Annotated in this window: 10 protein-coding genes and 1 pseudogene; 1 reads left to right on the forward strand and 10 read right to left on the reverse strand. The window is 57.9% G+C overall.

Annotated elements, in window-relative coordinates; all coding sequences use genetic code 11:
• Positions 1-37: 37 nt before the first annotated feature.
• The 5 genes from RBH71_RS25115 to RBH71_RS25135 form a co-directional block, all read right to left on the reverse strand.
• On the reverse strand, positions 38-1243 hold the full coding sequence (locus RBH71_RS25115) for an MFS transporter (RefSeq protein ID WP_323687541.1): 1206 nt from the start codon (positions 1241-1243) through the stop codon (positions 38-40).
• 63 nt (positions 1244-1306) lie between these two features.
• Positions 1307-2740: a M81 family metallopeptidase gene (locus tag RBH71_RS25120; protein WP_003516788.1), complete on the reverse strand. Its 1434-nt coding sequence runs from the start codon at positions 2738-2740 to the stop codon at positions 1307-1309.
• Positions 2741-2752: 12 nt separating this feature from the next.
• Positions 2753-4672 (reverse strand): beta-N-acetylhexosaminidase, encoded by a 1920-nt coding sequence (locus tag RBH71_RS25125; RefSeq protein WP_323687542.1) that lies wholly within the window; start codon positions 4670-4672, stop codon positions 2753-2755.
• Between the two features lie 42 nt (positions 4673-4714).
• Positions 4715-5497 (reverse strand): SDR family oxidoreductase, encoded by a 783-nt coding sequence (locus RBH71_RS25130; RefSeq protein ID WP_003516784.1) that lies wholly within the window; start codon positions 5495-5497, stop codon positions 4715-4717.
• Between the two features lie 116 nt (positions 5498-5613).
• Positions 5614-6477 (reverse strand): MurR/RpiR family transcriptional regulator, encoded by an 864-nt coding sequence (locus RBH71_RS25135; RefSeq protein WP_003516783.1) that lies wholly within the window; start codon positions 6475-6477, stop codon positions 5614-5616.
• Between the two features lie 243 nt (positions 6478-6720).
• Here RBH71_RS25135 and RBH71_RS25140 point away from each other — a divergent pair, with 243 nt between their 5' ends.
• Entirely contained in the window at positions 6721-7206 is a 486-nt protein-coding gene (locus RBH71_RS25140; protein ID WP_003516778.1) for a hypothetical protein, read from the forward strand.
• Positions 7207-7352: 146 nt separating this feature from the next.
• Here RBH71_RS25140 and RBH71_RS25145 read toward each other — a convergent pair whose 3' ends face one another.
• The 5 genes and pseudogenes from RBH71_RS25145 to RBH71_RS25165 all read right to left on the reverse strand — a co-directional run bounded on the left by RBH71_RS25145 (position 7353) and on the right by RBH71_RS25165 (position 12857).
• Positions 7353-8465 (reverse strand): ABC transporter ATP-binding protein, encoded by a 1113-nt coding sequence (locus tag RBH71_RS25145; protein WP_003516776.1) that lies wholly within the window; start codon positions 8463-8465, stop codon positions 7353-7355.
• A 185-nt stretch (positions 8466-8650) separates the two neighbouring features.
• Positions 8651-9884, reverse strand: a pseudogene (locus RBH71_RS25150) (extracellular solute-binding protein).
• A 40-nt stretch (positions 9885-9924) separates the two neighbouring features.
• On the reverse strand, positions 9925-10782 hold the full coding sequence (locus RBH71_RS25155; protein WP_003516772.1) for a carbohydrate ABC transporter permease: 858 nt from the start codon (positions 10780-10782) through the stop codon (positions 9925-9927).
• Entirely contained in the window at positions 10779-11663 is an 885-nt protein-coding gene (locus RBH71_RS25160) for a sugar ABC transporter permease (protein WP_323687543.1), read from the reverse strand. Before RBH71_RS25160 ends, RBH71_RS25155 begins: the two co-directional genes overlap by 4 nt.
• A 12-nt stretch (positions 11664-11675) precedes the next feature.
• Positions 11676-12857: a Gfo/Idh/MocA family protein gene (locus tag RBH71_RS25165; RefSeq protein WP_003516769.1), complete on the reverse strand. Its 1182-nt coding sequence runs from the start codon at positions 12855-12857 to the stop codon at positions 11676-11678.
• Positions 12858-13203 lie beyond the last annotated feature (346 nt).

Consider the following 13203-nt stretch of genomic DNA (forward strand, 5'->3'; position numbering starts at 1 on the left):
TTATCCGAAAACCGCCCACACTTTTCGGTCCGACGCTCTACCTGCGGCGGCCCTTCCCATCAAGCGCGTAGAGCATGTAAACGCCGCCGAGACCCACAACCGCTCCCAGAACTGAAGTGCCTGAATAGCTCGTGACGAGCGTGCCGACGGCAAAAATCAGCGCACCCAAACCCGCGCCGAGGAAGATGTTGACGGCAATCAGCGAGCTTCCAAGCCCCGGCCGATCCGCAATCAGTTCCTGTAGATAGGTGATCGGGATACTGATGATGGCGGCTGCGCCGAGCGCGCTGATCAAGGTCTGCGCATAGATATGCCAAGGTGCCGTCGCGAGACCCTGCAGGATGAGGTAGATGGCATAAAGCCCCGCTCCAGCCGCAAGGGTCAGCGTTTGCGGCACCTTTTTTTCGATCCAGCCCCACAGCAGAATGAAGACGATTTCCAGCGCGGCAACGATGCCCGCGACGATACCGATATCCGCGACCGTTCCCTTTGCCTGACCCGTTATGATGAGCGAGCGGATGGAATCATTGAGATGCAGCATCGAGCAGATGAGCGCGATGGCGATGATCCGCAGCAGCACCCGTCGCTCCCCGATTTCCGCAAGTGAAGCGCGGACACCGAAGCGTGCCTGCGTGTTCACCGATGCCGGAGTGGCCGTGCGCGGCAGGCAAAAGGCCACAAGCAGAAAGCAGATAAGCGCGCAGATGCCTGAGAACAGGAAAGCCAGCAGCATATTGCCGGAATTCACCAGAAAAATACCGACGATACCAGGCACCAGCACCCAGGACAGCGAGATGGTGGCCCGCATGATCGAATTAACGGCGATCATGTCGCCCGTCGAAAGATTGCGGGCATCGGCGCGCACATGCGCGAAAATCAGAGAGTTCATCGCCCCGAAAATCGGCAGGAGCAGCAGCTTCGCGGTCACGAAGGCGGTGGCATTGCCAACGAGATAAACCAGCAAATAGCCGCTGACGCCGAAAAGCGCGATCAGCAGCATGGGTTTGCGATATTCGCCGAGCCGGTCTGCAACGATGCCCATCAGGACGCTGGCGCTGACATTGATGATGGCGGCAAACAGCATCAGTAGGGAATAGACGGTGTTGCTGAGCCCGATTTCGCGAATGCCGATCACCGCCTGATAGGGGGCGGTGGCGGCATTCGAAAATCCGAAGAACAGGATGGCGAGCGCACCGATGCGGATCGACGGATTGTTGAAAACGATGGAAAGAGCCGACGGCATGAAGGTTCGCCTGAGATGATCCGGCGCGGCCGGATCGCTGAATGAAATGCTATCAAACCGCTGTCATCGCCAGCGGGCCGAAAGGATGGGTTTCGGGATATAGTTGAAATGCGGTTTCCATGGGTAAAAATCGCCATCCCGGCGGCGATTGGGGAGGTTTTCGATATCCTGATTGATAACCCCCTCCGTCAACGCCATGAGATTGGGATTGGCGATGGGCGCAAGCTCCGGCGAAAGATAACCTGACTTGACGACCAGCAGCCTTACCGCCTTCGGATCGAAGCCCAGACGGGTGAAATCCGCGATCATGTGATAGGGCCTGCGCCTTGCAGCCAGAATGACGGTAATGCCATCGATGACGACGACCGCCTGCCGCTGATCGGAAGCACCTGGATCGTCCAGTTTCAGGACCTTGGCTTCGACGGTGATGGAAGGGCTTTCGGGATCGAGACTGCCGCCGATCTTCAGGGAAAGCGCCGCGCCCTCGCCCGCCGCAAAACAGGCCTCGACCGCCGGCCTGTCGGTGATGCCGCCGATCAACGCGCCCTGCCAATTGCGCGCAATCAACGCCGCCAGAACATCGGCGCGATCGCCCACCCCGCCGCCGGTCGGATTGTCGCCGGAATCCGCCAGAATGATCGGCCCGGTTGTTGTTTTTTCCGCAATATCCATGATGACCTCGAGCGGTTCGGTCACGGGACCGAAACGGAAATCCTGTCGGGCATTCCAGTAGGATTGCGCAATCTCCGAGGCGACCGCCTGCGCGGCATCTTTGTCCGTCCCGGTCACGACAGCGCAGGCCGTCGCCCTTGGTTCATCGGCCCAGACGTAGCCGATCATGAAATTCGCATCCCAAATGCCGGGCCGCGCGTCGTAGTCCGGCAAGACGGCATAGAGGCTTTTGGCCGGTTCATCTTCCGTGGAGGTTTTTTCACCCGGCAGTAGAACGGGGATTTTCGCCCAGGCCACACCGGGCTTCTCGCCCGTTTTCAGAGCCTTGATGAGCATAGTCCACGCCCGCACCATCGTCTCGCGCACATCGATATGCGGCGCAGTTCGGTAGCCGGCGAAAATATCCAATTGGTCGATGATCGACTGGCTGACATTGCCGTGCAGGTCGTAGCTGGCGGAAATGATAACATCCGGTCCGACTACGGCGCGGGCGCTGGAAATCCAGTCCCCTTCCGCATCGTCCATTCCCTCGACATTCATCGCGCCATGCATGGCGAGATAAAGCCCGTCGAGCGGCAGGCAAGCCTTGAGACGCTCCAAGAATTCCTGCTTGAACGCATCATAGGCCGTGCGCGACACGGGACCACCCGGCACCGCCCGCGCATGCAGAAGCGGCAACACCTCCGCCCCGCCTTCGCCGAGGAAATTGAAATATTCGGCTTCCAGCAACTCTGTCCCGCGAAAGACGCGAAAATCTTCCTGACGCATCAGCACCGGCGAATAGGTGCTGCATTCGGTATGAATTCCACCAACGGCAATACGCATCTCGCCTTCCTCTCAATAGACCGGGCTCAAGCGGACGATGGCGGAGAAACGCAGCCAGTCCTTCTGCGCTTTCGGCGTCCACGCCGCCTCGGCAATGGCGGGCAGTCTCGGAAAAACCAGATGGTTGAAATAGGCGCGATTGAGGAAATGCTCGGACCAGATGCAGGCCTGAACGCCTTTCATTCGCTCCTTCAATTCCTCGGGGAACTCACCGACTGCCTCGTAAGCATATGTATGCGACGGCGGAACGGTGCCGGCCCAGCTTGCGCCCGGCTCCTGCCAGGCTTCATCCTGCACCATGTCGAGATAATAGGCCTGTCCCGGCGTCATCACGACGTCATAGCCCTGCTTTGCAAGCTCCAGGCCAACTTCCGGCTTCTGCCAGGCCATCAGCAATGTTCCCGAGGGATCGACACCGCCGCCGTGCGAAACTTCGTCCCAGCCGGCAAGCTGGCGGCCGCGCTCATGCAGCATCCCCTGAATACGTTTCATGAAATAGGACTGAATGCCGAAGGTGCCGTCGAGGCCTTCCTTTTCCATCAACGACTTGGCAAGCGGCGAGGCAAGCCAGGAGCCATCTGCTACCTCGTCGCCGCCGATATGGATCAGCCGCGAGGGGAAAAGCTCCACCATCTCGTCGAATATCTTGCCAAGGAATTCATAGGTCGGCTCGATGGCGGGATTGAGCGCATTGTTGGGATAGCCCTGTACAGAGCGATAGCTGTCCGGCGCTTCCTGCCCATCCGTCAGCTCCGGATAGGCAACGAGAGCCGCCGTGCTGTGGCCGGGAATATCGACCTCCGGCACGATTTCGATGTTCAGTGCCGCCGCATGCGCGACGACCATGCGAACATCATCCTGCGTGTAATAACCGGAAACCGGCTCAGCCCCATTGCCGAGCTGCGGCAGAAGCGGCGCATCCGGGCCGCGCGTCGCGCCGACTGTCGTCAGCAGCGGGTAAGCCTTGATTTCGAGACGCCAAGCTTCGTCATCCGTCAGGTGCCAATGGAACCGGTTCATGCGCAGCCATGCAAGAATGTCGATCAGCCGCACGACATCACCGGTCGGATAGAATTGTCGCGAGACATCCAGATGGCAACCGCGCCAGCTGTAACGCGGCGCATCAGCGATGGTGCCGGAAACCGGGAAACGGAATTTGGTATCGGTGCGCGCGCCGTGCAGCAATTGCGCAAGCACAGTCAGGCCGTATTGCAGACCTGCAGCGGCCGAATATTCCACGACGACGGCGTCATCAGAGAAAGACAGGCGATAACCTTCCGCTTCCAGACCGCTATGTTGCTTGAAACGAAGCGGTTTGCCCCCATGAACAGGCGCGAGGCTGAAAGCCACGTGACCAACGGCAAAAAGCCTGCGGAACAGCGACGAAACAGTTTCCACCGCAAGCACTTCTTCCTTGCCTGCCTCTTCCGTCGGGAAGAGTGCGACGGGAAAGTCTTCGCCCGGCGCGGCATCGATTTCTGCAGGCCAGGGCTGGATGGCGAAGGGCAGATCGAGCTTTCCTTCGGGAAGCAGGGCTGGCGCCGGCTCGCTATGGCGCCCGTCAAGCATCAGGTCAGCGACATCAACCGCGCGATGTGTGCCGTCGGCAAGGCTGATATAGGCGGATTTCGCACCGTCTGTGCGATGGCGGGCAGGCCTGAGCAGGCCGTCAACGGTAAAACGCCACGATTTCCCGGCTTCGAGCACGAAACCCGTTGGCGGCGCAAATTCATGGAAATTGGCATTGCGGCGCAGATAGACGGCATTGCCGCAGACGGGCTTGTCGATGGTCCGCGTCAGCGACGTATAGACGATCCGGAAATCCTTCACCGGCTCGCTGGAAAGATTGAACAGGGTGAAGGTGAAGCCACCCGATGCGGAATCTTCGAGCGGATGCCATGAGTTTTCGAGACGAAATTGTGCGAGCGCCATGATGCTCCCCTTTATTGTGCTTCAAGCCCGAGAGGACTTCGGTCAGTAGTGTTCGGATTGTGAGAAAGTGCGGGCGAGCGGCGCCTGCCCTGCCGTCAGGCCGCAATCCACCGGCAGGCACACGCCGCTGATGGCCGCTGCCTGTGGCCCGGCTAGAAAAGCGACGGCGTTGGCGACATCCTCAGGCCTCACGATGCGCTGCAACGGATACCAGTGCTTCGCTTCCTCGAAGACCTGAGGATTGACTGCCGCCCGCGCTTCCCAAGCCTGCGTGCGCACGGTTCCTGGAGCAACAGCATTGGAACGGATGCCGAATTTTCCGTATTCGACAGCGATCAGCTTCGTCAGATGGATCAAGCCTGCCTTTGCCGCGCTATAGGCGGGATGGCCGAACACAGCCATGCCGTTGACGGAGGTGATATTGATGACAGACCCTTGCGTGCGCTTAAGCGCGTCCTCGAAAGCCCTGAAGCAGAGAAACGGTGCTTCCAAGTTAAGGGCATTGTCCTTGCGCCATATCTCTGCGGTCGTGTCGTGCAGGCTGACGGCCCTTGCAGCACCAGCATTGTTGACGAGAGTCGCGACATCACCCAGCTCCGCAACCTCCAAGGCCAGCCTTGCAAGATCCTGCGGATCGGTGACGTCGCAGGTTTTCGAAACGAAGGCGGAACCGGAAAGCAGGGAAAGCGCATTGGAAAGGGCGTCGGGATCGATATCGACCAACACCACCTTCGCGTGGCTTTCAGAAAGCGCCGCGGCAATTGCCCGGCCGATGTCGCCCGCCGCGCCCGTTACGACGGCGACCTGGTCTTTCCTGTCCTGCATCTCATGCTACTCCTTCGAAGCTTTCCAGAGCGGGTTTTGAGGTCAAGCCGCTCTACATCTTTGTTTTTATGCATTTTCCGGGCGTGAAACCGCTACGCGGGCTCACTGGAAATGCTCTAGTCACCCAGCAATTGCCGGTCGTCCGGATCACGATGCTCCACAAGCTGCTGCTTGATGTGCCGCAGGGTCACCATCGACCGCTGCCGGTGGTGATATGCAGCTAGCGTCGCCAGAACATCAACCGCCGCCAGATAGGCATAACGCGATGATGTTGGGCGGAAGATATTGTTTCCCTCAGGCACGTTGACGGCCACCACCATATCGGCGGCCAAGGCGACGGGCGTATCGCTCTGGGTCAGCGCGATGGTGGTAACCCCCATTTCCCGCGCCAGCCTGAAGCACTTCACCAATTCCATGTTGCGGCCGGAAAAGGAGGATCCGATGATGACGTCTTCCTTCCGCGCAGCGGCAGTCATCATCAATTGCATGCTGTGATCGGCGCTGGTCGAAACGCGCAGGCCAAGGCGAAACAGCCGGTTCTGAATTTCCGAGGCGATCATAGAGGAATTACCACCGGCTCCAAACGCGTAGATCATGCCGCTATTAGCAATCCGGACGGCCGCTTCGTCGGCGAGGGCGGGATCGAGCGTCTTGTGCAGCAGGAAAAGCGCCTCCTGCGCCTTGGCAAGCACTTCCTCGGCGACGTCCGACGGGCCCGTGCTGGTCGGTTCCGAGGTGAGGTAGCGGATGCCGACATAAGCGGTCTTGGCAAGGCTGACCTTGAAATCCGAAAAGCTCTGGCAACCCAGACGGCGGCAGAACCGCGTCACGGTTGGCGGGGAAACCTCGGCGCGGGCGGCAAGCTCAATGATCGATGCATTGACCGCAAACTCGAAGTCCGAAACCAGGATATCGGCGATCCGCCGCTCCGATTGCGAGAACTGTCCCCTGTCGTCTTGAATCTTTGCGAAAATATCCATGCTCACCGGTCTCCGTTCCGCCAAAACTTAAGGCTTGGCCCCGTTTCCGATGCACCCTAATCCGAGACGCCCGTCAACCGTACACACCCCTGAATCGACCATGTTTCGCCCCGTTGACGACACGCCGGACACCTTTGATTTGAAAATTATTTTCTCTGTTGATTGCGAGATGAGCATATGCCAACAATCTTCGCCAGAGAAATATCCAAATCTTGAAAATAATTTCAACAACGGACCTGAATCATGCGCGACCCATTCAAAAACCCTTTTCCCGAAACAGACGTCGCCCGCCACTCCATCTGGGACATGCTGGTAACGCGGGATATCGACGCCTTCCTCACTGCCGACTGGTCGAAAGTCGCGGATGATTTCGTAAAGGACGGCTTTCTCGGCATCAACGCCAACCGGGATGCAAACCCGGACAACTGGCGCCTGTCCTTCCCCTCGCTTGACGCCTATCGCGACGAATGGCTGCGACAGGCGCAGGATTTCCAGACCCAGCAATTCGCTGAAGACCCGCGCAATGCGATCTTCACCACCACCACGCTGGAAGAAATCGAAGTGGAAGGTGAGACCGCGCTGGTTCGCAAGAAGTTCGACGGCGGGCTTCGCAAGGCCGACGGCAGCTTCGACATCATGAAATGGCAGACGCTCTATTATTGCCGACTGCATGAGGGCCGCTGGAAAATCAGCGGTTTCACCGGATACATGCCCAATCCCATGCCGTGATCCAGAGGACCTGCCAGACCGATTTGAACGCCGGGCCGAAAGCCCGGCGTTGCTTTTTCGTCTGGAAGACGAAGACCGCTGAAAAACGATAGCGTCGCAGAAAACCGGGCATGGCGAGACAGATTTCATGGCCCGGTTCCCGCCCTTTATTGTATCAGTTTGAGGACAGAAAGGTCGACACGCCGTTCGAGCGATGTGCCGCTTTCATCAAACAGATGGCAATCCGACGCCTTGATACCGGTGACGATGGTTTCATCGACGACAACAGGCGCAGAACCGGAAAGAAGCGCGCAATAATTTTCACCCGTGGGCGCGACGCCATAAGCGATCGTATTCACACCCAGCCGCTCGATAACGCTGGGCGCGACCTTGATATTCAGGTCGGCCGTTTCGAGACCGGTGTGTTCCGGGCGAATGCCGAGCGTCAGTTGCGTGCCTTCAAGACCGGCGCGCGGCTCCACCGGCACGGTGATTGTCTGGCCCTCATACTCCACGGTCACACCATCGGCGCTGACGGATTTGCAGGTGACCTTCAGGAAATTCATTTTCGGATTGCCGATGAAACCGGCGACGAACAGGTTTGCGGGCTTGTGGTAAAGTTCCAGCGGCGCGCCGACCTGGGAGATTTCGCCCGCATTCAGCACCACGATGCGGTCGGCCATGGTCATGGCTTCCACCTGGTCATGCGTCACGTAGATCATCGTCGCCTTCAGCGTCCGATGCAGATTGGTGAGCTCGATACGCATGTCGGCGCGAAGTGCGGCGTCAAGGTTGGAAAGCGGCTCGTCGAACAGGAATATCTTCGGCTCGCGAACGATGGCGCGGCCGATCGCTACACGCTGGCGCTGGCCGCCGGACAACATGCCGGGACGCTGCTGCAGGCGCTGGTCGAGTTGCAGGATCTTGGCGACGGCCTCGACCTTTTCCTTGATCTTGCCCTCTTCCATCTTTTCGACACGGAGGGGAAAAGCGATGTTTTCAAAAACTGTCATATGCGGATAGAGCGCATAGGACTGGAACACCATGGCGATGCCGCGTCTAACCGGCGGCAAGTCATTGACCTTCACGCCGTTGATGACGATGTCGCCGGCGGAAATATCCTCAAGGCCGGCGATCATGCGCAGCAATGTGGATTTACCGCATCCCGAGGGACCGACAAAAACGACGAACTCGCCATCCCTGATGTCGAGCTGAACGCCCTTGATGACTTCGAAATGTCCATAGTTCTTGCGGACGTTGTTGAGATAAAGCTGACCCAAAACTTGCCTCTCCCGTCACCAGCCGACATCAGGCTGCGTTCAGAGACGTTCCGCGACACGGAAAAATCGCGCCTTATCGGAACCGTTAAAACACACGAGAAGCTCCTGCCGTCATAGCGGCGGGTATTCTCGCAACGAATTATGAGGTTGCGGGCGACCTGCGCCCGCAACCATATAAATGTGGATTACTTATACTGCTCGAGAGCGGCAGATGCCTTCTTTGCGGCATCTTCCGGTGTCGCCTTGCCGGTAACGACAGACTGCACCATCTCAATCATCGTGTCCTGGAAGCCCTTGTAGTCAGTGAAGAGCGGCTCCGGGACCGCCATAGGCGATACCGTCGATCAGCGGCTTCCAGAAGGGGTCCTTGGCGATGAACTCATCAACCTTCGGCGACGGACGAAGCGGGGTCAGGCCAGCGCCGCCCTGCAGTTCGTATTCGCCCTGCGGGCCGGGAGAGGTGATGAACTTGGCGAACTCGGTCGCCTTTTCTTCGACACCGGTTCCCTTGAAGATCGCGAGGCTGTCGGTGATGAGCAGCGTGCCGGGACCCTTGGCTTCAGGGCCGAGCGGCAGGGTTGCGATACCCCAGTTGATCTTGGTTTCCTGCAGGCGAGTTGCGGCACCCGATCCCGCCTGGATCATGCCAACCTTGCCATCGAGGAAGATGGCGCGGATTTCGTTCTGCTCGTAGGCCGTCGGACCTTCGACGGAGTAAGGCGTGATGTCCTTGTAGGCCTTCAGAGCTGCAAGAACCTGCGGGCTGTCGACGGTAATCTTGTCGCCGTCGATGACCTTGCCGTTATTGGTGTAAACCCAGTGCATGAACTGGTGCATGGTGTTGTCGAAGGTCTTGGCGGGCAGGCCATAACCGGCGACGCCGGTCTTTTCCTTGATCTGCTTGGCAAAGGCGATCTCTTCAGCCCAGGTCTTCGGCGGCACTTCCGGATCGAGACCGGCCTGCTTGAAGAGGTCCTTGTTCCAATAGAGCGCCTTGGTCGAGAAGGCGACAGGCACGCCCCACTGCGTATCCTCGAAGGTAACCGTGTCGACGATGTTAGGGTAATAGGTCTTCTTTTCGTCTTCGGTCATCGGCACCGGAACGATGAGGTCGTTCTGTGCGAACTGCTTCAGCGTGCGCGAACCGACATAGGCCATGGCGACCGGAGTGCCGGCGGCCGCGAGCGTGGTTGCCTTGTCCTGGCACTGCGCCCAGCCGACGACTTCAGGAACGACCTTCCAGCCGGCATTCTTGCCTTCCCATTCCTTGATGTATTTTTCATGGATGGGGTCCATCTTGTCGCCGCAATAGATCCAGCTGATCTCCTTGTCGGCGGCGTGTGCCGCCACCGTGCCAAGGGCAGTAGAACCGGCAAATGCGAAGGCGCAAAGCGCCAATCCGTAATGTTTCAGTGCCATAGATAGTCTCCCGTTTTCTGGTGGTCGTTCCTATTGTTGATTATTTCACCGCGCCGGCGGTAAGCCCGCTGACGAGATAGCGTTGCATGAAGAAGATGACGACCATGGCCGGCGCAATGCCGACGAAGCTGGCCGCCATCAACTCATTCCAGACGACTTCCTGACGACCGAAATAGGCAAACAGGCCGATGGGCAGCGGCATATATTCGGTCTTGGAATTGAAAGTGAGCGCGAAGATGAACTGCTGCGCATAAGCACCGATGAAGGTGGTGATGGACACGACGGCGATGCCAGGCATCGCAAGCGGCAGGATCACCCGGCGGAAGGTATAGAAATAGCTCGCGCCGTCCACATAGGCCGCCTCTTCCAGTTCGCGCGGAATACGCAGCATGTAGGTTCGCAAAAGCCAGATGGCAGTGGGGATCAAAAAGGCGGCGCCGGGAATGATCATCGCCAGATAGGTGTTCAGCACGCCCATATTGCGCATCAGCCGATAAAGCGGGATCAGAAGCACCGCACCGGAGAACATGTTGATCGCCAGAAACGCGCCGAGCAATTGCCCGCGACCGCGAAACTGGAACCGCGCGAAAGCATAGGACGCCGGCACCACCAGAAGCAGAACGATGATCGTCGATATCGTCGAGATGAAGAAGGAGTTGAAGACATAGCGGGCAAAGCCGGGAACGCTGACCCACATGGTCCGATAAGCTTCGAAGGAGCCGTTTTCCGGCCAAAACTTATACGGTGACGAAAAAAGCAGGCTGAGCGGTTTCAGCGAAACCAGAAACCCTTCGACAAAAGGCGCCAGCACGAAGGTCAGGAATACGGCGATGCCGCAATAAATCCCGACGATCTCATACCATCTGTAACGGTTGATCATCGCATTTTTGTCGGTCATCGGCTGGTCTCCTGCGAGATACGGCTGGTGATACGGAAGTAGAAGTAGGTGAATATGGACAGGAAGATGCAGATCAGCACTGCACGCGCAGCGCCCTCACCGTATTTGTAGGAACCGATCGCCGTCTTGTAGGTGTCGATGATCATGGTCGTCGTCTGGCCCGTCGGTCCGCCCTGTGTCAGGATCCAGATGATGTCGAAGGAATTGAAGGTCGAAATCAGCGAGATCATCGACATGGTAATCATGGCCGGCAGCATCAGCGGCAACGTGATGCGGCGGAAGCGGTAGGTGCGGCTGGCGCCGTCGGTCCAGGCTGCCTCGTAAAGATCTTGCGGAATGGCCTGAATTGCCGCCAGCAGATAAAGCGTCACCATCGGCACGCCGATCCATACGTCGGTGATGATGGTCGCCCAGAAAGCCGTGCTGCCATAGGCGAGGAAGGCGGCTGGGCCGTCCACCAGGCCAAGATTCTGGAGAACACCGGAAATCATGCCGAACTGGCCGTTATACATCCAGCCCCACATGAAGATGCCGATAGCCATCGGCACGATCCATGGCGGCATCGTCAGGATGCGAAACAGGGCCCGACCGGGAACGGCCGAATTCAGCAACACCGCACCGAAGGTGCCGATGATCATCTTTATCGAGACGGAAAAGAACGTCCAGATAAAGGTCCGCGTGATGACCCCGGCGAAAGTCTCGTTGAAGATCTTCTCGTAATTGATGAAACCCACCCAGTTCGTCGTCTTTTTCAACGACGCGTCCGTGAAGGACAGGATGAAGGTATCGACGAGCGGATAAGCAACAATAACAGTGATGTATAAAAGCGCCGGCAAAAGAAGAAGCCAGGCAAAGATGACCGCGCTGCGTTTCGCATCCATCGCAGCGCCCCCTTAAGCCGATTTCACGGCGGGCGACTTCAACTGCCCGTGGAGTGCCAGATCATATTCCTCCCACACCGGCTTGAGATCGACCACCTTGCGGCCATGGCGCGCCTCGTCCATGGCGAGCGCCAGAATACCGGCCTCGATCGCATCGAGCGCGGAAACCGGCAGGGGCGTCCCCTTGACGACATGGTTGATCACGTCCTCGGCCATCTGCTCATCCGCGCCATAATGCTGGGAGAGCACGGTTGCCGCCGAATAGGTCTTGGCAACGGTCTTTTCGTTGGTGCGGGCATTGTGCACGTTCAGGAAGCCGCGCACAAAATCGCCCTCGGCCATGCCCTTGGCGCCGATGACGCAGAAACGGCGGAAATCGTCGGGAACGTTCAGATTGGTATGGAAGGCGAGCGATGCGCCATTTTCATATTCGACGATCGCGGTCTGGTAGTCGATGATATCGCCGTCGCTGTCGAAAACCTTGTCGGAACCCATCCAGCCGCTCGGCTTGCGATGGTAGACTTCCATGTCGTTGATGCCGTCATTTTGCGGAGCATTTGCAGGCGTGAAGCTCTTGCGCCCGCCAAAGCTCGACACGAAACGCGGCCGGGCACCCACCACGCCATTATAGAGATCGAGGTCGTGGCAGCATTTTTCCAGCATGAAGGAGCCGGAATAGTTCTCGTAACGCCGCCAGTCGCGCATGAAGAACGCACCATGATAGGGCGGGATATGTTCCGAAGCCTCGATGGAGACGACGTCACCCAACTTGCCTTCGGCCTGCGCGGCGCGCAGATCGCGGTAAAGCGGCGAGTAACGCAGGACCAGACCGACCAGCAGCCGCTCATGTCCATGCTTGTTGAGCAACCGGGCGAGTTCGAGGCTTTCCTCGATGCTGACGACGATGGGTTTTTCCGAGAAGATGGTGCAACCGGCTTCAAGCCCGATGCGGATATGCTCCAGATGCATATGGTTCGGTGAGCCGATCATCAAAAGGTCGAATGTCTCGCCGGCAATCAGCGCCTCGGGGCTGTCATAGGCCTTGCCAGCCGAAATGCCCTTTTCCTCAAGACCCGGCAGACCGGCCGGGGCAGGATCGACATAACCGACGATCTCGAAATCCTTGTCGATCTCGTGAAAAACGTAGCCCAGATAACCGAGACGGAATCCGAGTCCGATAATTCCCACCTTCATGAACTTTGTTCCCTGTTCATTCGTAATTCATTTTCGCAGAGGCAACCATTTCTGTGCTGGTTATTCTGATATCTGCGATAATTTTCCGCCACGATGAAATTAATTTTCATAACGGTCAAGTTAAATTCGATCTCGCAAATCCCCGTGAGGACCGGAGACCGATTTCCCCAGCGGAGACAGGCGCAAGACAGAGCGCCGTCAGCCACTGATACAAAAACAATACCAAAAAAATGCCAATCGTCTATAGCAATTCCAATTGCCGGAAATTTTTTTTGGTTAATGCGGAAATTTCAAGCAAGAGGCCTTATTATTCGGCAAATGATCGAAAAAACCACCGATTAATCGT

The organism is Rhizobium sp. AN68 (genome assembly GCF_030758035.1).
Taxonomy (GTDB): domain Bacteria; phylum Pseudomonadota; class Alphaproteobacteria; order Rhizobiales; family Rhizobiaceae; genus Agrobacterium; species Agrobacterium tumefaciens.